This window comes from Polynucleobacter sp., from assembly GCF_030693775.1.
GTDB lineage: Bacteria > Pseudomonadota > Gammaproteobacteria > Burkholderiales > Burkholderiaceae > Polynucleobacter.
This window is the reverse complement of the sequence record NZ_JAUXZY010000004.1, coordinates 213,389-235,551: the sequence shown is the minus strand read 5'-3', so window position 1 is coordinate 235,551 and position 22,163 is coordinate 213,389. Positions and strand designations below refer to the sequence as shown.

The window sequence follows — 22,163 nt, the reverse complement described above, 5'->3', positions numbered from 1 at the left end:
ATGTCTTCATCAAATGCATCTGTGGATGTACAAATCATTGGCGGCGGCCCAGTAGGCTTAGCTTGCGCCGCATGGTGCTTACAGAAGTTTCCAGAGCTCTCGCTTCATCTGATTGATCGCAATCCCCAAAACGATAGCGATATTGTTGCCAGCGACACCAGAGGCATTGCTTTATCCCATGGCAGCAAATTATTACTAGATACGATTAATGCATGGCCCAGTGATTCATGCGCAATCCATTCGGTCCATGTATCGCATGTGGGTCAATTTGGACGCGCACTCATGACCCGCGAGGAATTAGGCCAAGAAGCCTTGGGGCATATCGTGCGCTACCGCGGTATTCACCTTGCGCTCAGAGAGTCCTTGCGTCAACTACAAAAAAAGGCGCCGCACTTCGTTTGGCAACACACGGGCTCAGACGAAGTTCAAGACCGTTCCCGTGCCCGCTGCATTGTGCATGCGGAAGGCGGCCTCTTTACCCAGCAAGACTGGGTTGAGTCAGGCCGTGACTACCAGCAATCGGCCCTCGTTGGTCTCGTTGAAGTGGAAAATGCACAGGCTCACCACGCATGGGAGCGCTTCACTAGTGAAGGACCATTGGCCTTGTTGCCTAGCCATCATGGTAGCAATGTACTCAATATGGTGTGGTGCAGTTCGCCCACTACCGCAGAAAGACTGAATGGCATTTCCGATGCAGATTTTTTACATGAGCTTCAATCAACCTTCGGTTCGCGCGTAGGCCAATTTAAATCGATTCGTGATCGGCGACTCTATCCACTGGGCCTGAACTACCGCAAAGAGATTGTGCAAGGCAATGAAGTGTGGATCGGTAATGCAGCGCAAGCGCTTCATCCCGTCGCTGGTCAAGGTTTAAATCTGGGTTTGCGTGATGCCTATCTCCTCGCAGAACAACTCAGCGATTTGTTTTCAAAGCAAACGCATGTCACTAAATCACGCAACGCCATTGACAACACCTTGTATGAATACAGCCTCAGCAGGCAAGCCGATCGGAAAGCAACCATCGGCATTACTGATTTTTTAGCACGCGTATTTACCTCACCACTCGCCCCCGTAATCGCAGCGCGTGGCGCTGCGCTATCGCTGTTGCAATGGTTGCCGCCGGTTAAAACAGGCTTGGCACGCCAGATGATGTTTGGTCGCCGCTAAGCAACTCTCCTAAATCAAGCCCTTACGCATCCACCTTCAGCTTTCCTAGACGGTCTGGTTCTGCCTAAAAATTAGGCAGATTACCCCTCGCCTACGCTACAATGGAATGCTCGCTTATTTGCAGCATTCCCCCCCATTGATGTTCCCATTGACGCTACGGCTTTTATGAAAATCGGCACCCACCAATTAGCCAATCGACTCTTCGTTGCGCCCATGGCTGGTGTGACTGATCGTCCATTTCGGCAACTTTGCAAAAAACTGGGTGCAGGTTATGCGGTCTCTGAAATGGTCGCATCCAATGCCCTGCTGTGGAATAGTGAAAAAACCCAGCGCCGCGCTAATCACCAAGGCGAGTTCAAACCGATTGCCGTGCAAATTGCTGGAGCCGATCCGGCCATGATGGCTACTGCGGCTAGGATCAATGTGGACCATGGCGCGCAAATCATTGATATCAATATGGGCTGCCCTGCCAAGAAGGTGTGTAACGTTGCAGCTGGTTCCGCCCTATTGCGCGATGAACCCTTGGTACAGCAGATTCTTGAGGCTGTAGTGAATGCGGTTGGTACTGGGCCAGATGCGGTCCCTGTGACATTAAAAATCCGCACCGGCTGGGACCGGGAACATAAGAATGCCTTAGCGATTGCGAGCCTTGCAGAACAATCAGGGATCAGCATGCTGACAGTGCATGGTCGTACCCGTGCTGATCTGTATCACGGCGAAGCGGAATACGAAACCATTACTGCGGTGAAATCAGCCGTTCGCATTCCGGTAGTCGCCAATGGCGATATTCATTCACCTGAAAAGGCCGCGTTTGTTTTAGAGCAAACGGGCGCCGACGCCATCATGATTGGTAGAGCTGCTCAAGGCCGTCCTTGGATCTTTCGGGAAATTGATTACTACCTGAAGACGGGAAAAAAATTGGATGTTCCGGAAGTGGCTGAAATTCAGACCATCATGAACGCCCACTTAATTGATCACTATGCCTTTTATGGCGAATACATTGGGCTACGAACCGCCCGCAAGCACATTGGCTGGTATTGCAAAGGTTTGCGTGACTCGCATGCTTTTCGCCAACGCATGAACACGGCCGATGACTGCAAAACCCAATTGCAAATGGTGAATGATTTTTTTGATGAGATGAAATCCCATTCGGATCGCCTGTTATTTTTAGAAGCTGCTTAAATAGACTGAGTTATACGATGCCCAATAAACACCCCATTAGCGAATGCGTTCAAACGCAGTTGCAACGCTATTTTGCCGACCTCAATGGCAACCCTCCCGATGATGTGTACCGCATGGTGTTGAGTGTGGTGGAAAAACCTATGCTCGAGGTTGTGATGCAGCACGCCAAAAAAAATCAATCTCTAGCTGCGCAATACCTTGGCATTAACCGTAATACGCTCCATAAAAAATTAACCGAACATCAGCTGATTTAAAGCGCTGTCCTCATACCCCTACTTTGAACGCCTACACTCCATCATGATTCGCACCGCACTCTTATCCGTATCCGACAAACAGGGCATTATTCCTTTTGCCCAAGCCCTGCATGCTTTGGGCGTCAAACTCATTTCTACTGGCGGGACAGCCAAACTTCTTGCGGACAATGGTTTGCCCGTGACCGAGGTATCGTCCCTCACCCAGTTCCCAGAAATGCTCGATGGCCGCGTAAAAACCCTTCACCCAATGGTTCACGGTGGCTTACTCGCGCGTCGCGACTCGAAAGAGCACATGGACGCCATCGCAGCCCATGGTATTGCGCCGATTGATATGCTGGTGATTAATCTGTACCCATTCAACCAAACTGTAGCGAAAGCTGATTGCTCTTTTGACGAAGCCGTTGAGAACATTGATATTGGCGGACCAGCGATGCTGCGTGCAGCAGCAAAAAACCATCAGGATGTGACGGTGTTAATTTCACCAGAAGACTACGAACCCATCTTGAGCGAAATGAAAGCCAATCAAAATAGGGTTTCGTATGAAAGCAATTTGCGCCTGGCTAAAAAAGTGTTTGCGCATACCGCGCAATACGATGGCGCGATTGCAAACTACCTCTCATCGCTGGACAGCGATTTAAGCCATGCCAATCGCTCACCCTACCCAGAGACCCTACACCTGGCATTTACTAAAGTGCAAGAGATGCGCTACGGTGAGAACCCACACCAATCGGCTGCGTTTTATCGTGATACCGCTACCGTTGCTGGTGCCCTCGCTAATTACCATCAGCTTCAAGGCAAAGAGCTTTCCTATAACAACATTGCCGATGCGGATGCAGCATGGGAATGCGTCAAGAGCTTTTCGGCTGACACTACTGCTCCAGCAGCCTGCGTCATCATCAAGCATGCCAACCCTTGCGGTGTAGCTACCGGTATAACTGGCCTGGAAGCCTATCAAAAAGCCTTTAAAACTGACCCAAGCTCTGCCTTTGGCGGGATCATTGCATTGAATGTGCCTTGCGATGGTGCTATGGCCGAAGCGATCTCCAAGCAATTTGTTGAGGTCCTCATTGCACCAAGCTTTACCGCGGAAGCAAAAGCCATTTTTGCTAGCAAACAAAATGTGCGCTTACTTGAAATTCCACTCGGCCTTGGATTCAATGCATTCGATATGAAGCGTGTGGGTGGTGGTTTGTTGGTACAGTCGCCGGACTTTAAAAACGTCGCGCAGGCTGAGCTCCGTGTGGTTTCAAAACGCCAGCCGACCCCAACCGAGCTTGCGGATATGATGTTTGCTTGGCGGGTTGCAAAGTTTGTTAAATCGAATGCGATTGTGTATTGCGCCAACGGCATGACTTTGGGTATTGGCGCTGGTCAAATGAGCCGCGTTGACTCAGCCCGCATGGCTAGCATCAAGGCTGAAAATGCAGGCCTTAGCCTAGCGTCCTCAGCAGTTGCCAGCGATGCTTTCTTTCCGTTCCGGGATGGCCTCGATGTCGTGGTTGCTGCAGGTGCGACCTGCGCAATTCAGCCTGGTGGCAGCATGCGCGATGAGGAAATCATTGCCGCCGCCAATGAGCATGGCATCGCAATGGTCTTCACCGGCACACGCCACTTCCGTCACTAGAACGAAACGGGCATTGATAGAACCCATGCGCTGGATCGGAATTGACCCTGGACTTCGTACTACTGGCTTTGGCATCATTGATGTCGATGGTCAAAAAATGACCTACGTCGCTTCTGGAACCATTGAAAGCGGCGATCCGAAGTGGGGCTTACCTGAACGTCTTGGCACCTTGTATAACGGCGTTAAAGAGGTCTTGGATACCTACCATCCTGAATCGGCTGCGATTGAAGAGGTATTTTTAAACGTCAATCCACGCTCTACCTTAATGCTGGGGCAAGCTAGGGGCTCGGTCATAGCCGCCCTTGTTTCCGCCAAGCTCAGCGTGGCGGAATACAGCGCCTTGCGCGTTAAGCAGTCGATTGTGGGCACGGGCCGAGCCACTAAACCACAAGTGCAGGAGATGGTGAAACGCCTACTGCGCTTAAGCCGCGCGCCCGGCACTGACGCATCTGATGCGCTGGGTGTCGCCATCTGCGCTGCGCACCACTACCGCTTACCTGCAGCCCTCAAACCCAAGCCCACTAGCAAAGAGTAAGATCACCCCATGATTGGACGCATACAAGGTACTTTAATTGCTGTACATCCACCGCGCTTAGTGGTGGATTGCCATGGCGTTGGTTATGAAATCGACGTACCCATGAGCACTCTCTACCAGTTGCCGGGCGTCAACCACACTATTACCTTACTGACGCATTTTCAGGTCCGTGAAGACGCGCAGCAACTCTTTGGTTTTGCCACCGAATCAGAGCGCGAAGCCTTTCGGGCGTTAATTAAGATCAGTGGCGTTGGCTCGCGTACAGCACTTGCCGTTTTATCTGGCATGAGTGTGAATGAACTGGCCCAAGCAATTGCGCTGCAAGAACCCGGTCGCTTCACCCAGGTTCCCGGTATCGGCAAAAAAACCGCCGAGCGTCTCTTGCTTGAACTCAAAGGAAAGCTGGGGCCTGATTTAGGTCAAGGCGCTGGTGCAGCAGGGGCTGCTCAGCCCAGCAGCGAAATCTTGCAAGCATTACTCTCCTTGGGTTACTCCGAGAAAGAAGCACTTTTAGCAATTAAGCAAATCAGCCCTGATGCCTCGGTATCCGAAGGTATTCGTCAGGGCTTAAAGTATTTATCTAAAGTGTAAATTGCACGAAGCGAATACACTCTCACCATGGCCATACACACTGACGATTTAAGCGCATTACCGGACGATCTTCCAGCAGAAGGTGATCGCCTAGTGAGTGGCTCGGCTGGTAATGCAGAGGCGGTCTTTGAGCGCGCCTTACGACCACGCCAGCTTGATGAATACGTCGGCCAAACCAAAGCCCGCTCGCAGCTGGAAATCTTTATTAGCGCCACGCGTGCGCGCAATGAAGCGCTTGATCACGTCTTACTCTTTGGCCCCCCTGGTTTAGGAAAAACCACGCTAGCGCACATCATTGCCCGCGAACTCGGTGTGAACTTACGCCAAACCAGCGGCCCAGTGCTGGACCGCCCAGGTGACCTCGCGGCCCTGCTGACCAATTTAGAAGCAAATGATGTTCTCTTTATTGATGAGATTCATCGCTTATCACCTGTAGTAGAAGAGATTTTGTATCCTGCTCTAGAGGACTATGCGCTGGACATCATGATCGGTGAGGGTCCTGCAGCCCGGAGCGTCAAGCTTGATCTCAAGCCGTTTACCTTAATTGGCGCTACAACACGTGCTGGCATGCTCACCAATCCCTTGCGCGACCGTTTTGGTATTGTGGCGCGACTGGAGTTTTACACAACCGATGAGCTCACCCTGATTGTGGAGCGCTCCGCTAATTTACTCAAAGCCAAGATTGATCCTAGCGGCGCCACCGAAATCGCGCGGCGCGCCCGCGGTACCCCACGGATTGCCAATCGCCTGTTGCGACGGGTGCGTGACTTTGCTGAAGTCAAGGGTACTGGTGTTATCACCAAGGCCATGGCTGATGCGGCTTTGGCCATGCTGGATGTCGACCCTAGTGGGTTTGATGTGATGGACCGTAAATTACTTGAAGCCATCTTGCATAAGTTTGATGGTGGGCCGGTTGGGATTGATAACCTCGCCGCAGCCATTGGTGAAGAGCGCGATACGATTGAAGATGTGCTTGAGCCCTATTTGATTCAGCAGGGCTACTTGCAGCGCACCTCGCGCGGTCGCATTGCTACGCGCTTGGCCTACGAGCACTTTGGTTTAACACCACCAAGCAACAATCTCGACCTACTAACATAGGCGAATTTAGCTCAGCGTCACCTTCACAAAACGACGCTTACCCACTTGCAATACAAAGGATCCGGCAGCGACTTGCAAGCCTTTATCGCTAATCACTGTTCCGTCAATCCGCACTCCGCCCTGCTCAATATTGCGATTGGCTTCGGCATTGGATGGCGCCAAGCCAGTCATCTTGATTAATGCTGTAATGCCGAGTGGCGCGCCCGATAAGCTCACTTCAGGGACATCGTCTGGGATACCACCTTTGGCGCGGTGATTAAAGTCTTCCAAGGCTTTTTCTGCTGCCGCCTGCGTATGAAAACGCGCCACGATTTCTTGAGCAAGGAGTACTTTGCAATCACGCGGATTGCGGCCAGCCGCCACCTCTTGCTTCATTAGATCAATTTCAGCAAGAGGCCTAAACGACAGCAAGGTAAAGTAGCTCCACATTAATTCATCGGAAATGCTCATCAGCTTGCCAAACATCTCGTTTGGCTGCTCACTGATACCGACGTAATTGGCCTTGGATTTGCTCATCTTCTCAGCACCGTCAAGACCAACCAGCAATGGCATGGTCAAGATGCACTGTGGTTCTTGACCGTACTCCCGCTGCAGCTCACGGCCAACCAGTAGATTGAATTTCTGATCAGTACCGCCGAGTTCTAAATCGCTCTTTAAGGCAACCGAGTCATAGCCCTGCATTAGTGGATAAAGAAATTCATGAACTGAAATCGGCACACCCGAGCGATAGCGCTTTGTAAAGTCATCGCGCTCGAGCATCCGCGCTACGGTATAGCGGGCTGCCAGCTGAATCATGCCGCGCGCACCCAGCGGATCACACCACTCGCTGTTGTAGCGCACTTCGGTTTTGCTTGGGTCAAGCACGAGGCTAGCTTGCTTGTAATAGGTTTGGGCATTTTCGGCAATGGCTTCTGCCGTTAGCGGTGGGCGGGTTGCATTTCTGCCGGAAGGATCACCGATCATGCTCGTGAAATCGCCAATCAAGAAAATCACCGTATGGCCTAAATCTTGCAGTTGGCGCAGCTTATTCAGAACCACCGTATGGCCCAAATGAATATCCGGCGCAGTCGGGTCAAGGCCTAACTTAATGCGTAATGGTGTTTTGGTGGCTTGGCTGCGGGCCAGCTTGGCGAGCCAATCGGCTTCGACTAACAGCTCGTCACAACCCCGTTTTGTTACCTCTAAGGCAGCAAAAACGTCAGGGGTTAATGGGTATTTGGGTTCTGGGGTAGCCGCCATACTGATTCAATTATCGAGTTCGGTTAAATTAGGGTTTCAGTTACGATAATCGTATTGTCGCATTCCTCAGAATAGAGTCTACCCACCGCATGCATAAGTCCCACTCCCTTTACATCGGCATGATGTCTGGCACAAGCCTAGACGGGATTGATGCGGTACTCGCCGAACTTGGCCCGGATGGCGAGACCCAACTCTGCGGGGCCGTGAGCACCCCCTTTGCGCCCCCGCTCCGTGATGCCTTATTGGCCCTCCAAACTCCGGGCGATAATGAAATCCACCGTGAGCATCTAGCTGCAAATGCCTTGGCGATGGCTTATGCGGAAGTGGTCCAGCAGCTTCTTACAAAGTGCAAACAGCACCCCTCCGACATCACTGCCATTGGGGCACATGGACAAACCATTCGGCACCAAGCGGGCTCCAATAAGGCACTTGCGTATACCCACCAAACCTTAAACCCCGCATTACTGGCTGAACTAACTAGCATTGATGTGATTGCCGACTTTCGGAGCCGTGATCTGGCTGCAGGCGGTCATGGCGCCCCTTTAGTACCAGCATTTCATGCGCAGCAATTTGCCAGCAATAAAAACACTGCAGTACTAAATCTCGGCGGTATCGCCAACCTTACACTCCTTCCGCAGAAGGGTGATGTCACTGGCTTTGATTGCGGGCCCGGCAATATGCTGATGGACGCTTGGATTGCAAAACACCAAGGTAAAGACTTTGATCAGAATGGCGCCTGGGCTGCGCAAGGGACGGTGAATAATTCCTTGCTCGAGCAAATGTTGGCAGATCCTTTTTTTACTAAGGCGCCCCCAAAAAGCACAGGCCGCGATGACTTTCATCTGCGGTGGTTAGAAAAGAAACTGGGTGGCAATGCATTGAAGGCTGAAGATGTGCAAGCAACGCTATTGCGTCTTACCGTGACTGCAGCGCTGCAATCCATTCAGCTCTACGCACCGCAAACCGAAGTCTTGATTGTCTGTGGTGGTGGCGTCAACAACACGGCGCTACTCAATTGCCTGCGCGAGCTGGCACAGGTGATGTTCAAATATGGCCTTGAAATCCGCAGCAGCGAAGCCAATGGAGTCGATCCGCAACTGGTTGAGGCCCTGGCCTTTGCATGGCTGGCATGGGCGCACAAAACAAAACGGCCAGCAAATTTGCCGGCCGTTACGGGAGCAAGTGGGCCTCGAATCTTAGGCGCTTGCTACCCTGCTTAAAAGTAATCGCTTACGCGGAGAAAGACGATCCGCAACCACAGGTGGTTGTGGCATTCGGGTTCTTAATTACAAACTGTGAACCGTTAATGTCTTCTTTGTAATCGATCTCGGCACCAACGAGGTACTGAAAGCTCATTGAGTCTACTAAGAGCGTTACGCCATTTTTATCAAAAGCGGTATCGTCTTCATTCACGGCATCATCAAAGGTGAAACCGTACTGAAAACCAGAACAGCCGCCGCCTTGCACAAATACGCGCAGCTTTAATTCAGGGTTACCTTCTTCGGCAATCAGGTCAGCAACCTTTGCTGCTGCGCTATCGGTAAAAACCAATGGAATTGGTGGCTCAGCAAGATCGTTGGATTGGGTTGTAGCAACTTGTGTCATAAATGACTCCTAGTTCAAAAAGTGTTTCCCTATTTTAGGCTCTAAATGCCCACTCCAGCATAAGGGCATGTAAAACGCACTAATACCACTTTAAGGCGAGAGGGCAATTTGGGTCAAGCCCATGGTCTCCGGCAGCCCAAACATCAAATTGAGGCACTGTACGCCTTGGCCTGAAGCCCCTTTAACGAGGTTGTCCTCCACCACCAATATCACCAGGGTGTCGCCATTTCCGGGGCGATGGATCGCGATGCGCAGGCCATTGCTACCCCGTACAGAGCGAGTTTCCGGATGGCTGCCGGCAGGCATCACATCCACAAAGGGTTCGTCTTTGTAAAACTGCTCAAAAACCGCCTGAAAGTCGACGTCCTTACCCTCTTCGGTAATACGCGCATACAAGGTCGAATGAATACCCCGAATCATGGGCGTGAGGTGCGGAACAAAGGTCAGGCCGATTTGATCGGATTGCGCAATGGCTTTTAAGCCTTGGGTAATCTCAGGGGTGTGGCGATGGCCTTTCACTGCATAGGCCTTGAAATTATCACTGGCCTCGGCCATCAAAGTGCCTACCTCGGCTTTACGGCCAGCACCGGAAGTGCCCGACTTGGAGTCGGAGATCAAATGGAGTCCGTCAATCCAACGCTTGCCACCCGTCGACTTGGGCGACAAGAGTGGAGCAAAACCCAACTGCACTGTGGTTGGATAGCAGCCCGCTAAACCGACAACGCGGGCTTTTTTAATTGCTTCCCGATTGATTTCAGGCAGGCCATAAACCGCTTCTGCCAAAATCGCTGGGCATGCATGGGGCATGCCGTACCACTGCGTAAATTCCGCAGTATCTTTTAAGCGAAAGTCTGCCGCCAAATCCAGTACCTTCACACCAGCAGCGAGCAATGATTCAGCTTGCGCCATCGCAACGCCATGCGGCGTGGCAAAAAACACGGCGTCACACTGATCCAATTTGGCATCGTCTGGGGTCGAGAACTTCAAATCAATTCGGCCGCGCAAAGAGGGAAATAGATCGGCCACTGCCATACCTGCTTCGGTACGCGATGTGATCGCCTGAATGGTGACCTGGGGATGCTGTGCGAGTAAACGCAAGAGTTCTACCCCGGTGTATCCCGTTCCGCCAACAATACCTACTTTAATCATCCCATTCTCCCAAATACGCTCACACTAAATTATCGTACAGCGCTGCTTACTTTGTCCTTAGTCATACCCTGATTGTAGAAACAAAAAGGGCCGCTTGCGCGACCCTTTCAGCAAAACAGAGCGACTGAAAGTAATTAGCGCTTGCTGAACTGCTTACGACGACGCGCGCCGTGCAGACCAACCTTCTTACGCTCAACTTCACGGGCATCGCGTGTCACCAAACCTGCTTTGGACAGAGTGGGCTTCAATGCGTTGTCGTAGTCGATAAGTGCACGAGTCACGCCGTGACGTACGGCACCCGCTTGACCGGTTTCACCGCCACCGCTCACGTTCACTTTGATATCAAAGGTGGTGAGGTGGGCTGTCAGGGCCAAAGGCTGACGCGCAATCATGCGAGATGTCTCGCGGGCGAAATAAATGTCGATCGGCTTACCGTTGACAGTGATTTCACCTTTGCCTGATTTAATAAAGACACGGGCCACAGAGCTCTTGCGACGACCTGTACCGTAGTTCCAATTTCCGTAATTAATAGCCATGTGGTTTCCTTAGATCTCGAGCACTTTAGGCTGTTGAGCCGTATGCGGATGAGTAGCGTCGCCGTAAACTTTCAATTTCTTGATCATGGCGTAGCCGAGTGGGCCTTTTGGCAACATACCCTTCACAGCCTTCTCGAGCGCACGACCCGGAAAGCGGTCTTGCATCTTATCGAAGTTGGTCGAGCTAATACCACCAGGGTATCCGCTGTGACGGTAATAAATTTTGTTCAAGCCTTTGGTGCCAGTGACACGCAGCTTGGATGAGTTGATAACGACAATGAAGTCGCCTGTATCAACGTGGGGGGTGAATTCAGGTTTGTGCTTGCCGCGTAAACGGTGTGCCACTTCACTGGCGACACGACCGAGGACTTTGTCCGTAGCGTCAATCACGAACCAATCACGCTTCACCTCATGGGATTTTGCGGAAAAAGTTTTCATGATTTTCTCAAATTGTTATAGTCAAAAAATTACCATCAATTCAATCATTCGCCCTTTGGCCCTGCTTATGCTTGCAGGCTCGCAGATTGATCAATTAAACTGACACAACAATTACCGCTGACTAGATCGGTAATTCAGTAAAGCCTTGAATTGTAACCCAAAAAAAACCCAGGAACGAGTCCTGGGTTGGAATCCACCGATGTTTGGGTGGAGGAGACAATTGCAGAAAGCTGGTTAATTGGTGTTACATAACCCGCTGTCAATAAGGTTATTTTATTCGTAACTATGTTGCAATGCAAGAAATTATTTTTTCATCGGTGTTTTTTTAACTTATCCGTCTTAAGTAAAATCACAAGTACTTGTTTATATTAATTAATTTTGAAGTAAGGATTCACTAATATGGAATGCAAAGTCACCTGGCAAGGGGCTGGAACGATGGCCTTTGCTGCCGAAACCGGCAGTGGCCACCAGCTGCAGATGGATGGACCACCCGATGCAGGCGGTAAAAATAGCGCCGCGCGACCCATGGAATTGCTTCTGGCAGGTACTGGCGGATGCTCGGCATTTGACGTGGTTTTAATCCTCCAGCGGGCAAGGCAAGCAGTTTCAGGGTGTGAGGTGGCATTAACGGCCGAGCGCGCTGAGGTTGAACCCAAGGTCTTCACCAAAATTAATCTGCACTTCACTGTCAAAGGCAAGGACCTGGATCCAGGCAAAGTCTCGCGAGCCGTGCAACTTTCCCATGAGAAATACTGCTCAGCCACTACCATGCTCGCCAAAATGGCCGAAATCACGTACAGCATTGATGTCGTAGAGGAGTAATTGCATTAAAGAAAGTGCAGAGTCAATCGATAAGCCGGATTCTGTCGCCCAAACTTGCGTTTGGGGGCAACCATTCCTCTAGGCCGACAGTTACCTGGCGGCTCAAGCTCCCTACCCGCAGACTCAGCGGGCCGCCTCATCGTCTGCTTACTTGGGATTGCTCCGGGTGGAGGTTACCGCGTTTCACCGTAACTAAATACGCTCGTCTCTGTGGCCCTATTCCGCACGTCACCGTGGATGGCTGTTAGCCAACACCCTGCCCTATGGAGTCCGGACTTTCCTCCCCTTTCTTACGAAAGCGGCGATTGCCTAATTGACTCTGCGCGGACAGTCTAACCGAGACTGCACGTATCTGCCGATAAATTACTCGGCTAAGGACCAGGCGATCGTTTCGCCAGCGCGCAGCGGCACGACGACGGTTTCTGCCAAAGGCAATTCCTCAGGAACATTCTGCGCCACTTTATGCAAGGTAATCATCTTCGTATTGCGCGGCATTCCATAAAAATCGGGGCCATAAAAACTAGCAAAAGCCTCAAAGCGACTCAACTGATTGGCCGCTTCAAATACCTCAGCATACAAACCAAGGGCATTGAAAGCGGTGTAACAGCCTGCACAACCGCAACTGTTTTCTTTAAGGCCTTTGGCGTGCGGCGCACTGTCGGTCCCCAAGAAGAATCGCGAGTTACCGCTCGTAGCTGCGTCAACTAAAGCCAAGCGATGCTCTTCGCGTTTCAACACAGGCAAACAATAATTGTGTGGCCGTATGCCGCCCGCAAAAATCGAATTGCGGTTCATCAGTAAATGCTGCGGCGTAATCGTGGCAGCTAAGGTATTTTTATTATTGGTGTGCGCGTCACGGACATAATGCGCTGCTTGCCGCGTCGTGATGTGCTCAAACACAATCTTGAGTTCTGGAAAATCGCGCCGCAAGGGCTCAAGGATGGTATCGATGAAAACGGCTTCACGATCAAACACATCAATCTCGGCATGTGTTACTTCACCATGCATTAATAAAGGCACGCCTTCCTTTTGCATGGCCTCTAAAGTGGCGTAACAGTGTTTGATATTCGTGACGCCTGCATCGCTATTGGTCGTTGCACCAGCCGGGTAGAGTTTAAATCCAGCAACCCCAGCCTCACGCACCTTACGCACCTCTTCTGCTGGCGTATTGTCCGTCAGGTACAAGGTCATGAGCGGGGTGAAACCAGTAATACCACTTGCTTTGAGTTGCGCTTCAATGCGGCCACGGTAGGCATTGGCCAAGGCCACTGTCGTCACCGGTGGGCGCAAATTCGGCATGATGATGGCCCGAGCAAACTGCTTGGCGGTATGGGGTAACACATGCCTCAATACATCACCATCGCGGACATGCAAATGCCAATCGTCAGGCTGAGTTAAGGTGATGCTAGTCACTGCGGTCATGGTTTTGCTCCCACTCCAGCGGGCAATAAAATAATTCGGAAATCATTTACATTCGTTAATGTGGGGCCCGTTTCCACCAAGGCGCCCAGCTCACTAAAAAATCCATAGCAATCGTGCGCCGCTAAATACTGCCCAGCCCGTTTATGTTCATCCCGAGCGCGTTTGCGTGTAGCAGGAGTAAACCAAGCGCCGGCATTTTTTTCACTGCCATCGATGCCATCCGTATCAGCAGCTAGCGCTGCAATGCCACCGAGATCGGGTGTAGCTGCAAACAGCGATAGTAAGAATTCACTGCAACGCCCGCCGCGCCCTTTTACGCCAGCCGGCAAGGTCACCGTGCACTCACCCCCTGAAATCAAGGCCATTGGCAAAGCGCCCCATTGCCCATGGGTCAGAGCCTCTCTGGCTAATCCCGCATGCACCAAGGCAACGTCTTTTGCTTCACCCGTAATGGTGTCGCCCAAAATAAATGGGGTGTAACCAAACTGGCGCACACACTCGGCTGCAGCCTCTAGGCTGCGATGGGCTGTAGCAATCACGTGATTGCGAACCGGCTGGTTTACTAAATCAAGCTCTTTTAGGGTTTCTGGAATGAGTCCGCTGCGGCCTTTTTCGAGGTGCGTTAATACGCTGGCCGGAATGACATCAGACCCCAGATTGTATTTAGCCAAGATCGCACACGCATCTTCATAGGTCGAATAGTCTGCTGCGCAGGGACCGCTCGCAATGTCCGCCGGCGAGTCGCCCGTGACATCGGAAATCAACAATGCCTCGACACGAGCGCCACGCGCAATCGCAAGGCGCGCAACATTGCCGCCCAAAATAGCAGACAGGTGTTTGCGTACGATATTCATTTCCTCGATCGGCGCACCACTCCGCAACAAGGCTTCGGTAGTCTGGCGCATATCACCGATGGTGATTCCAGCCTGTGGCAGCGTCAGCAAACTGGATCCACCGCCCGAGACAAGCGCAATCAAGATGTCATCTGTTTTGAGCTCGCCCACGCGGCGCATCATCTGGGCAGCGCCATCCATTCCGGCTTGATCGGGGACAGGGTGACCCGCCTCAACAATCGTGATGTATTTTGTAGGAGAGGCGTGGCCATAGCGTGTCAGCACAATGCCCTCGAGCTGCGCCTCAGGCCAGTGGCTTGAAGCATGCGACTCGAGCGCAGTAGCCATGGCAGCGCTGGCCTTACCAGCACCAATTACCAAGCAGCGCCCTTTGGGCTCGCTACCCGCTGGAAAAATACGCGCCAAGCACTCGGGCACGATGTGCTTAGGCTCTGCAACCGCAAGTGCAGCTGCAAATGTATCCTTCAGTATTTTTTCTTCTGGGTGGGCCATGAGTATGCTTTCAATACCATTCTAATCAACTGCAGTCCGTTCTTGCATTTGCCACATTTCCGCATACCGGCCATGGGCTTCCAGTAACTGGGCATGGGTGCCGCGCTCAATGATCTGCCCCTGCTCCATCACCAAAATTTGATCGGCATGGGTAATGGTAGAGAGTCGGTGGGCAATAATCAAGGTGGTTCGATTGCGCGCTAAATTGAGCAACTCCTCCTGAATAGCCCGCTCCGTCTTGGAATCGAGGGCTGAAGTGGCTTCATCAAAAATCAACATGGCTGGTTTTTTAAGCAATGTTCGAGCAATCGCAACCCGCTGCTTCTCACCGCCCGATAACTTCAATCCACGCTCGCCCACTTGGGTGTTGTAGCCATCCGGCAAGCGCTGAATGAAACCATCAATTTGCGCCGCCCTTGCAGCAGCTTGTACCTCTTCCATTGAGGACCCAGGTTTACCGTAGGCAATGTTGTAGCCGATAGTGTCATTAAACAAAACCGTGTCTTGTGGCACGATGCCAATCGCGCTGCGCAAACTCGCCTGCTGAACCGCATTAATGGCTTGCCCATCGATGTCGATACGACCGCTTTGAATATCGTAAAACCTAAAAAGTAAACGAGCTAAGGTGCTCTTACCCGCTCCGCTTTGACCAACAACCGCGGTGATTGTCCCCGCCGGAATCGTAAAGCTAATGTCCTTCAAAATCTCCCGCTTTTTTTCATAATGAAACGACACATGCTCAAAACAGACTTCGGGGCCGGTCTGGTAGTTGGCAATATGCAGCGGCGGGGCATTGGGCTTATCAGCAACCTCCCGATCGGTGCTCAATAAGCTAAACATGCGATCCATGTCAGTAATGGCTTGCTTGATCTCCCGGTAAATCACGCCCAAGAAATTCAAGGGAATGTATAACTGGATCATTAGCGTATTAACGAGTACGAGATCGCCCAAGGTCATCGTGCCATTGCTGACTCCAATCGTCGCCCGCCACAGAATCAAAACAAGGCCAATAGCGATGATGATTTGCTGACCTAAATTCAAAACCGCTAAGGACTTTTGCGACTGGATGGCTGCGGTTTGGTAGCGAACTAAATTTTCATCATAGCGATGTGATTCAAACTGCTCATTACCAAAATACTTCACGGTCTCAAAATTCAATAAGGAATCAATGGCTTTTTGATTTGCCTTCGAGTCCATGTCGTTCATGGTTCTTCGAAAATGGGTGCGCCACTCGGTCACCACGACGGTAAAAATAATGTAGAGCACTAGGGCCACAAAGGTAATAACAGCAAACCAAATATCGTAGGCATACGCTAAGTAGCCAAGCACCAAGCAAAACTCAATCAGGGTTGGGAGGATGCTGTAGAGCGAATACGAAATCAGCGACTGGATGCCGCGTGTGCCGCGCTCAATATCACGACTCACGCCGCCTGTTTGGCGCGCTAAATGGAAACTCAGCGCCAGCGAATGCAAATGGTTAAAGACCTGTAATGCCACTTTACGCACGGCATTTTGAGTGACTCGCGCAAACAAAGCCTCACGCAGTTCGTTAAACAAAGAAGCGGATACGCGCAAAGCCCCATATGCCAGAATCAAACCCACGGGAATCAACATCAAGGCCTGCGCTGAATCGACCTTTACATTAAGCGTGTCTATCAAATCCTTTAAGAGGATCGGAATACCTAAGTTCGCAAATTTGGCGGCAATTAAGCAGGACAGCGCGAATGCCACGCGCACTTTATGCTCGAGTAAGTAGGGCAGTAAATCGCGAATGACGCGCCAATCCCCACGAGTAAATGCGTTTGCTTTTGGGGAGCCAGCAGAATCCGTTGCTGCGTGGTGGGAACTGGGTCTCATTAGCCTATCTTAGCGATGAATGGCTTACTCTGCTGCATTCTGGGCTTGCAAGCGTAGGATCGCTGCAGTATTACTTTCCGAGAAACACCGTTTTGCCGCTTCGGCAAAGGGCAACCACTCAAACGCAGTGTGCTCTCGTGGCGCTAAACGCACTGCGGTATTGCTAGGGACCAAGAGCGAGAACCAGTGCTCACGGTTACTGGTAACGCCGGGCGCATAGCGATACCGCCAATCGGGGTAAATCACATAATCGACGGCATGCTGCATATCGTGAAGAGCATCAGCTGGCAATGCAGTGACATCAATGCCCGTCTCTTCAAACACCTCGCGGATTGCCGCTTCACGCGTAGGCTCGTCCGGAAAATCAAGACTGCCAGTCACCGACTGCCAAAACCCCGGCCGATCGGCGCGCTCAATCAGTAAAACCTCGCCATTCGCATTGTGAATCACGACCAATACTGAAATGGGGATTTTCAAGAGAGGGTATCGATCCTATTGCGCCACAGGCGTTGCTTGACGCAAACGAATATGCAACTCACGCAATTGACGCTCATCTACTGGGCTTGGGGCCTGAGTTAAGAGGCATTGCGCACGCTGAGTTTTGGGGAAGGCAATCACATCACGAATCGATTCAGAACCCGTCATCATCGTCACAATGCGATCTAAGCCAAAGGCGATACCGCCATGGGGAGGAGCGCCGTATTGCAAGGCATCCAATAAGAAACCAAACTTGGCTTGCGCCTCTTCAGGACCGATATTCAAGGCGCGGAAGACTTGGCTCTGCACTGCCTCTTGGTGAATACGCACTGAACCGCCACCAATTTCACTGCCGTTGAGGACCATGTCATAGGCTTTTGCCAAACACTTGCCCGGATCAGTTTCTAAGAATTGCAAGTGCTCATCTTTAGGGCTCGTAAATGGGTGATGGCAAGCAACCCAGCGCCCTTCACCGTCGTCGTAATCAAACATCGGGAAGTCAACTACCCACAATGGCTTCCATGCATCGTTAAAGAGACCGTGTGCTTTGCCCCAGTCTGACAAACCAATACGCAAACGCAGATTACCGATTGCATCATTCACCACCTTGACCTTATCGGCGCCGAAGAAAATGATGTCGCCATCTTTCGCATTCGTACGCTTCAAAATGCCATCGATTGCGGCATCGTGCAGATTCTTAACGATCGGTGACTGCAAGCCATTGCGGCCTTCGCTGACCGAATTCACCTTAATCCAAGCCAATCCCTTCGCGCCATAGATGGCAACGAACTGGGTGTAATCATCAATTTCACTACGGCTAATCTCGGCGCCGCCTGGAATACGTAAGGCGACAACACGACCGTCAGCCTGATTGGCGGGACCAGAGAATACTTTAAAGTCGACATCCTTCATCAGATCGGTTAACTCGGTAAATTCGAGGTTCACGCGCAAATCTGGCTTGTCCGAACCAAAGCGTGCCATGCCTTCCGAATAAGGCATGACTGGGAATGGGTTTGGTAAATCCACATTCATGACTGTTTTGAAAATATGACGTGCCATGTTTTCAAACAGATCGCGGATCTCCAGTTCATCCAAGAAGGAGGTTTCGCAATCGATCTGGGTGAATTCAGGCTGGCGATCGGCACGTAAGTCCTCGTCGCGAAAGCATTTGGTAATTTGGTAATAACGCTCAAAACCAGCAACCATCAACAACTGCTTAAATAGCTGTGGCGATTGGGGTAAAGCAAAAAATTGACCATCATGCACGCGTGATGGCACCAAGTAATCGCGCGCGCCCTCTGGCGTACTCTTCGTCAACATCGGTGTTTCGATATCAATGAATCCAGCAGCATCGAGGTAGCGACGCGTTTCCATTGCGACGTTGTAACGCAGGCGCAAATTCTTTTGCATTTGCGGACGACGCAAGTCCAATACACGGTGAGTCAAGCGTGTGGTTTCAGAGAGATTCTCATCATCCAATTGGAATGGCGGTGTAACCGATGCATTCAAGATCACAAGCTCATGACACAAAATCTCAACCTTGCCGCTCACTAAATCGGCGTTTTCAGTGCCTGCAGGACGGGCACGTACCAGGCCTTTAATCTGAATACAAAATTCATTACGTACCTGCTCGGCAAGTGCAAACATCGCGGCACGATCCGGATCGCATACTACCTGCACAAAACCCTCGCGGTCGCGTAAGTCAATAAAGATAACGCCACCATGGTCGCGGCGGCGGTTAACCCAGCCAGCCAGTGTGACTTCTGTACCAATCAGTGTTTCCGTTACCTGACCGCAGGCATGGCTTCGCATCGACATAATGTTCCTATGAATCTCTATTTTTTGTAAGTGTGGTGGGGGCATTCGTGCGAACGCCGGGTGGTACTGAGCCCATTGAAACAATGTGCTTCAATGCCTCTTCAACAGTCATGTCCAATTCAATCACAGTGGACCTCGGAACAATCATGAAAAATCCCGATGTGGGATTTGGGGTCGTCGGTAAAAATACGTTGACATAATCTTCGCCGACTTTAGAGCTGATTTCTGCGGCGGGTGTGCCCGTTTGAAAGGCAATCGCCCAGGAGTTTGGATGAGGATAGCGAATCAACAAGGCTTTTCGAAACGCCTGGCCACTTCCAGAAAACAGGGTGGAGGAAACTTGTTTGACGCTCGAATAAATTGAACGCACGATCGGAATGCGATTGACCTGCTTATCCCAAACGCGGACCCACCACTGACCCGCAAAACTAATCGCCAGAAGGCCGGTGACCATGATGACGCCGATCACAATCAACACACCAATGGCTGGAATTTCACGGAAATGCTTTAAGTCAGGGGAGAACTCGCCCGGAGACAGGGTAATGATGGCCATCATGACCGAACCGAAAATACTGTCGAGCACACCCAGACCCCAGGAGATCACCCAAACCGTGATCGCCACTGGAGCCCAAACCAGAATGCCCGCAATAAAGTATTTTTTCATAATTAATTAGCCTTGCCGGCATTTTAACGGCTAGACGATCCCGATGGGCTTGAGCCTAGAAAATACTGAGGGAAATCAGTACGGCGCCGGCAATAAAGCCGCCTGCAAAGAGCAAAGCCCCCGTAATCAGGCGCCGGGTCTGGCGCTCTTCCTGGAGCAGAGTTTTGAGTAAAACCAGCTCAGCGCCCTGCTCAGCCTTGCTTGACTGCGCCAGGCTCTCAGCCAACAAACGGGGCAAGGTGGGCAAAATTTTGGCCCAGTTGGGTGCCTCTGTTTTGAGTCCCTCGACCAAGCCCCTCCAGCCCAATTGCTCACTGATCCACTTTTCCAGGATCGGCTTGGCGGTTTTCCACAAATCGAGATCGGGGTCCAATTGCCGCGCCAGGCCCTCTACATTAAGCAGTGTCTTTTGCAGCAAGGTCAGTTGCGGCTGAATTTCGACCTTAAAGCGCCGCGAAGTCTGAAATAAACGCATCAATACGATGCCCAAAGAAATTTCTTTCAAGGGACGATCAAAGTAGGGCTCGCACACGGAACGCACTGCGCCTTCTAATTCTTCTACGCGCGTATCTGCCGGCACCCAGCCAGATTCAATATGCAACTCTGCAACGCGGCGGTAATTGCGATTAAAGAAAGCCAAGAAATTTTGCGCGAGGTAATTTTTATCGGACTCACTCAGCGCACCCACAATACCGAAATCCAAGGAAATAAAACGCCCAAATCGCTCGGGCTCCAAGCTGATCAGAATATTGCCTGGGTGCATGTCCGCATGAAAGAAGCCATACTGGAACACTTGGGTAAAAAAGATTTCAACGCCATCGGCTGCCAATTTTTTGAAATCAACTCCAGCCGCGCGCAATTCGTCGGTGCGGCCAATTGAGATGCCATTCATGCGCTCCATCACAATCACGCTGGTATGGCACAGATCCCAATACATCTCAGGAATCATTAACTTATCTGAATCAATAAAGTAACGACGCAACTGACTTGCATTGGCCGCTTCGCGCATCAAATCTAATTCGTCGTGCAAGTAGACATCAAACTCTGCAACCACCTCGCGCGGCTTTAAACGCCTGCCATCAGCCGATACCTTTTCAACGATCTTGGCTAAGTCGTGCATCAAAGCCAGGTCGTCTTCAATCACCGGCAAGATGCCGGGGCGCAAGACTTTAATGGCTACCTCGCGCCCTTCCCATTCAGGACGCTGTGGGGTTGCACGCAGTACACCGAAATGCACTTGGGCTACCGAGGCGCTGGCGACTGGCGTGGCATCAAACTGAATAAACACCTCTTCAATTGGCTTACCCAAAGCCGATTCAATTAAGGCGCGCGACTCAGCATTCGAAAAGGGTGGCACTTGGTCTTGCAACTTAGCCAACTCATCGGAGATGTCATCAGGCAATAAGTCGCGGCGGGTTGAAAGGACTTGGCCAAACTTAACAAAGATCGGACCAAGCGCTTCGAGTGTCAATCGAATCCGCATACCCCGCGGCAATGTATTGGGTGAGGCCACACAAGCAATTGAAAGTAGAAAGCGCTTTATGCCTGGCTTAAGGTTGTCGCGCAGTAAAGGCAATAAACCAAAACGCCAGGCCGTAAAAAAGATAAAGCAAAGCCGTGCAAAGCGAGCCATGTTTATTTGCTCCTTTGCTGCAATAATGCAATGCGCTTATCTAAACGCTCGACGCTATCGCGCAATTCCATAAGTTGGTTTTTGTGTATTGCAAAGTCACGCTGATTCAATAGGACCTTCTTTTCTTCACTGAGGTACTCAACGGTATTTTCAAGTAGATCGCGGCCAGCTGCTTTCCCGGCACTCGCTATTTTTTTTCCTTGGGCGACAGCAAAATGGGCTGGCGCATCGCCAATGATTTTTGAAAGGTCTTCTTCGTATTCCCAGCGCAACTGGCCGGCTAGGCGACCCAACAACTGAGCCAAATCAGCATCGCCCGCAATCGTGACTGATTTAAATGCATTTTCCCGAATGGGGCCGCCGCTAGTCAGTAAGGTGGAAAGTGCTTGGCTTGAAATCGTCAGCACCAGGGCTGTTCTGACTGGAGGCGGAACTTGCCCATCGTCGGCTTGAGTCGGCACATCCGAATGGCGCACGGCCTCCAATAGGCCATTACTGTTAATTTGCACGGCAAATCGACCAAACGGCATTTCGAGGGCAATCGCTTTGCCGGCGTGCTTTGCCAGCTCGGTACTCGCCCATGGCTCACCCGCCAAGACATGATTAATGCCGTGGCAGATGGCTGCGCTGGTGATAGGCCGGGCGGATGTGGATACCGAATTCATGGGTGCAAAAAACCCGCACGAATGCGGGTTTTTCCGTGGGG

Annotated in this window: 22 protein-coding genes and 1 other RNA gene; 9 read left to right on the top strand and 14 right to left on the bottom strand. The window is 51.3% G+C overall.

Features of this window, described 5'->3' with window-relative positions:
• From Q8M75_RS03975 to ruvB, 7 genes are all read left to right on the top strand, one after another.
• A complete protein-coding gene (locus Q8M75_RS03975; RefSeq protein WP_305486424.1) occupies positions 1-1,167 on the top strand; it encodes an FAD-dependent monooxygenase in 1,167 nt (388 codons plus the stop codon).
• 165 nt (positions 1,168-1,332) lie between these two features.
• Positions 1,333-2,349 (top strand): tRNA dihydrouridine synthase DusB, encoded by a 1,017-nt coding sequence (gene dusB, locus Q8M75_RS03970; RefSeq protein WP_305486423.1) that lies wholly within the window; start codon positions 1,333-1,335, stop codon positions 2,347-2,349.
• Between the two features lie 17 nt (positions 2,350-2,366).
• Entirely contained in the window at positions 2,367-2,603 is a 237-nt protein-coding gene (locus Q8M75_RS03965) for a helix-turn-helix domain-containing protein (protein WP_305486420.1), read from the top strand.
• Positions 2,604-2,646: 43 nt separating this feature from the next.
• Positions 2,647-4,227 (top strand): bifunctional phosphoribosylaminoimidazolecarboxamide formyltransferase/IMP cyclohydrolase, encoded by a 1,581-nt coding sequence (gene purH / locus Q8M75_RS03960; protein WP_305486417.1) that lies wholly within the window; start codon positions 2,647-2,649, stop codon positions 4,225-4,227.
• A gap of 25 nt (positions 4,228-4,252) precedes the next feature.
• Positions 4,253-4,762, top strand: a complete 510-nt coding sequence (gene ruvC / locus Q8M75_RS03955) for a crossover junction endodeoxyribonuclease RuvC (RefSeq protein WP_305486414.1) — start codon at positions 4,253-4,255, stop codon at positions 4,760-4,762.
• 9 nt (positions 4,763-4,771) lie between these two features.
• Positions 4,772-5,353, top strand: coding sequence for a Holliday junction branch migration protein RuvA (gene ruvA, locus Q8M75_RS03950; RefSeq protein WP_305486411.1), 582 nt, complete (start codon positions 4,772-4,774; stop codon positions 5,351-5,353).
• A gap of 27 nt (positions 5,354-5,380) precedes the next feature.
• Entirely contained in the window at positions 5,381-6,451 is a 1,071-nt protein-coding gene (gene ruvB / locus Q8M75_RS03945; protein ID WP_305486409.1) for a Holliday junction branch migration DNA helicase RuvB, read from the top strand.
• Positions 6,452-6,457: 6 nt separating this feature from the next.
• On the opposite strand, the gene tyrS is transcribed toward ruvB, so the two are convergent.
• Positions 6,458-7,690, bottom strand: a complete 1,233-nt coding sequence (gene tyrS, locus Q8M75_RS03940; protein WP_305486406.1) for a tyrosine--tRNA ligase — start codon at positions 7,688-7,690, stop codon at positions 6,458-6,460.
• An 89-nt stretch (positions 7,691-7,779) separates the two neighbouring features.
• On the opposite strand from tyrS, the gene Q8M75_RS03935 reads away from it, so the two are divergent.
• A complete protein-coding gene (locus Q8M75_RS03935; protein ID WP_305486404.1) occupies positions 7,780-8,910 on the top strand; it encodes an anhydro-N-acetylmuramic acid kinase in 1,131 nt (376 codons plus the stop codon).
• A 10-nt stretch (positions 8,911-8,920) separates the two neighbouring features.
• On the opposite strand, the gene erpA is transcribed toward Q8M75_RS03935, so the two are convergent.
• From erpA to rplM, 4 genes are all read right to left on the bottom strand, one after another.
• Positions 8,921-9,295 carry an iron-sulfur cluster insertion protein ErpA gene (erpA, locus tag Q8M75_RS03930; RefSeq protein WP_108469767.1) on the bottom strand — a complete coding sequence of 125 codons (375 nt, stop codon included), beginning with the start codon at positions 9,293-9,295 and terminating at the stop codon, positions 8,921-8,923.
• Between the two features lie 90 nt (positions 9,296-9,385).
• On the bottom strand, positions 9,386-10,444 hold the full coding sequence (argC, locus tag Q8M75_RS03925; protein ID WP_305486399.1) for an N-acetyl-gamma-glutamyl-phosphate reductase: 1,059 nt from the start codon (positions 10,442-10,444) through the stop codon (positions 9,386-9,388).
• Positions 10,445-10,578: 134 nt separating this feature from the next.
• On the bottom strand, positions 10,579-10,980 hold the full coding sequence (gene rpsI / locus Q8M75_RS03920) for a 30S ribosomal protein S9 (protein ID WP_108469769.1): 402 nt from the start codon (positions 10,978-10,980) through the stop codon (positions 10,579-10,581).
• A gap of 9 nt (positions 10,981-10,989) precedes the next feature.
• On the bottom strand, positions 10,990-11,418 hold the full coding sequence (gene rplM, locus Q8M75_RS03915) for a 50S ribosomal protein L13 (RefSeq protein WP_108469770.1): 429 nt from the start codon (positions 11,416-11,418) through the stop codon (positions 10,990-10,992).
• 399 nt (positions 11,419-11,817) lie between these two features.
• Between rplM and Q8M75_RS03910 the strand changes: the two genes are divergently transcribed.
• Positions 11,818-12,240 (top strand): OsmC family protein, encoded by a 423-nt coding sequence (locus Q8M75_RS03910; protein WP_305486393.1) that lies wholly within the window; start codon positions 11,818-11,820, stop codon positions 12,238-12,240.
• A gap of 14 nt (positions 12,241-12,254) precedes the next feature.
• Here the strand turns inward: Q8M75_RS03910 and rnpB are convergent.
• From rnpB to Q8M75_RS03865, 9 genes are all read right to left on the bottom strand, one after another.
• Positions 12,255-12,561, bottom strand: an RNA gene (gene rnpB, locus Q8M75_RS03905) — RNase P RNA component class A.
• Positions 12,562-12,603: 42 nt separating this feature from the next.
• Positions 12,604-13,662, bottom strand: coding sequence for a dihydroorotase (gene pyrC, locus Q8M75_RS03900; RefSeq protein ID WP_305486391.1), 1,059 nt, complete (start codon positions 13,660-13,662; stop codon positions 12,604-12,606).
• Entirely contained in the window at positions 13,659-15,008 is a 1,350-nt protein-coding gene (locus Q8M75_RS03895; protein ID WP_305486389.1) for a glycerate kinase, read from the bottom strand. The genes pyrC and Q8M75_RS03895 overlap by 4 nt, the downstream gene beginning before the upstream one ends.
• A gap of 21 nt (positions 15,009-15,029) precedes the next feature.
• Positions 15,030-16,865: an ABC transporter ATP-binding protein/permease gene (locus Q8M75_RS03890; protein WP_305486387.1), complete on the bottom strand. Its 1,836-nt coding sequence runs from the start codon at positions 16,863-16,865 to the stop codon at positions 15,030-15,032.
• A gap of 24 nt (positions 16,866-16,889) precedes the next feature.
• Positions 16,890-17,342 (bottom strand): dihydroneopterin triphosphate diphosphatase, encoded by a 453-nt coding sequence (gene nudB / locus Q8M75_RS03885; RefSeq protein WP_305486384.1) that lies wholly within the window; start codon positions 17,340-17,342, stop codon positions 16,890-16,892.
• Between the two features lie 15 nt (positions 17,343-17,357).
• Positions 17,358-19,160 carry an aspartate--tRNA ligase gene (gene aspS, locus Q8M75_RS03880; RefSeq protein ID WP_305486382.1) on the bottom strand — a complete coding sequence of 601 codons (1,803 nt, stop codon included), beginning with the start codon at positions 19,158-19,160 and terminating at the stop codon, positions 17,358-17,360.
• A gap of 7 nt (positions 19,161-19,167) precedes the next feature.
• On the bottom strand, positions 19,168-19,824 hold the full coding sequence (locus Q8M75_RS03875) for a DUF502 domain-containing protein (protein ID WP_305486380.1): 657 nt from the start codon (positions 19,822-19,824) through the stop codon (positions 19,168-19,170).
• Positions 19,825-19,879: 55 nt separating this feature from the next.
• A complete protein-coding gene (gene ubiB / locus Q8M75_RS03870) occupies positions 19,880-21,457 on the bottom strand; it encodes a ubiquinone biosynthesis regulatory protein kinase UbiB (RefSeq protein WP_305486378.1) in 1,578 nt (525 codons plus the stop codon).
• 2 nt (positions 21,458-21,459) lie between these two features.
• Complete coding sequence (locus Q8M75_RS03865; RefSeq protein ID WP_305486376.1) at positions 21,460-22,122, bottom strand: SCP2 domain-containing protein; 663 nt, start codon at positions 22,120-22,122, stop codon at positions 21,460-21,462.
• Positions 22,123-22,163 lie beyond the last annotated feature (41 nt).

Excerpts from the sequence above, each read along its gene's own strand:
- Q8M75_RS03975 (WP_305486424.1), top strand. The coding sequence starts at position 1 with ATGTCTTCATCAAATGCATCTGTGGATGTACAAATCATTGGCGGCGGC.
- dusB (WP_305486423.1), top strand. The coding sequence starts at position 1,333 with ATGAAAATCGGCACCCACCAATTAGCCAATCGACTCTTCGTTGCGCCC.
- Q8M75_RS03965 (WP_305486420.1), top strand. The coding sequence starts at position 2,367 with ATGCCCAATAAACACCCCATTAGCGAATGCGTTCAAACGCAGTTGCAA.
- purH (WP_305486417.1), top strand. The coding sequence starts at position 2,647 with ATGATTCGCACCGCACTCTTATCCGTATCCGACAAACAGGGCATTATT.
- ruvC (WP_305486414.1), top strand. The coding sequence starts at position 4,253 with ATGCGCTGGATCGGAATTGACCCTGGACTTCGTACTACTGGCTTTGGC.
- ruvA (WP_305486411.1), top strand. The coding sequence starts at position 4,772 with ATGATTGGACGCATACAAGGTACTTTAATTGCTGTACATCCACCGCGC.
- ruvB (WP_305486409.1), top strand. The coding sequence starts at position 5,381 with ATGGCCATACACACTGACGATTTAAGCGCATTACCGGACGATCTTCCA.
- tyrS (WP_305486406.1), bottom strand. The coding sequence starts at position 7,690 with ATGGCGGCTACCCCAGAACCCAAATACCCATTAACCCCTGACGTTTTT.
- Q8M75_RS03935 (WP_305486404.1), top strand. The coding sequence starts at position 7,780 with ATGCATAAGTCCCACTCCCTTTACATCGGCATGATGTCTGGCACAAGC.
- erpA (WP_108469767.1), bottom strand. The coding sequence starts at position 9,295 with ATGACACAAGTTGCTACAACCCAATCCAACGATCTTGCTGAGCCACCA.
- argC (WP_305486399.1), bottom strand. The coding sequence starts at position 10,444 with ATGATTAAAGTAGGTATTGTTGGCGGAACGGGATACACCGGGGTAGAA.
- rpsI (WP_108469769.1), bottom strand. The coding sequence starts at position 10,980 with ATGGCTATTAATTACGGAAATTGGAACTACGGTACAGGTCGTCGCAAG.
- rplM (WP_108469770.1), bottom strand. The coding sequence starts at position 11,418 with ATGAAAACTTTTTCCGCAAAATCCCATGAGGTGAAGCGTGATTGGTTC.
- Q8M75_RS03910 (WP_305486393.1), top strand. The coding sequence starts at position 11,818 with ATGGAATGCAAAGTCACCTGGCAAGGGGCTGGAACGATGGCCTTTGCT.
- pyrC (WP_305486391.1), bottom strand. The coding sequence starts at position 13,662 with ATGACCGCAGTGACTAGCATCACCTTAACTCAGCCTGACGATTGGCAT.
- Q8M75_RS03895 (WP_305486389.1), bottom strand. The coding sequence starts at position 15,008 with ATGGCCCACCCAGAAGAAAAAATACTGAAGGATACATTTGCAGCTGCA.
- Q8M75_RS03890 (WP_305486387.1), bottom strand. The coding sequence starts at position 16,865 with ATGAGACCCAGTTCCCACCACGCAGCAACGGATTCTGCTGGCTCCCCA.
- aspS (WP_305486382.1), bottom strand. The coding sequence starts at position 19,160 with ATGTCGATGCGAAGCCATGCCTGCGGTCAGGTAACGGAAACACTGATT.
- Q8M75_RS03875 (WP_305486380.1), bottom strand. The coding sequence starts at position 19,824 with ATGAAAAAATACTTTATTGCGGGCATTCTGGTTTGGGCTCCAGTGGCG.
- ubiB (WP_305486378.1), bottom strand. The coding sequence starts at position 21,457 with ATGGCTCGCTTTGCACGGCTTTGCTTTATCTTTTTTACGGCCTGGCGT.
- Q8M75_RS03865 (WP_305486376.1), bottom strand. The coding sequence starts at position 22,122 with ATGAATTCGGTATCCACATCCGCCCGGCCTATCACCAGCGCAGCCATC.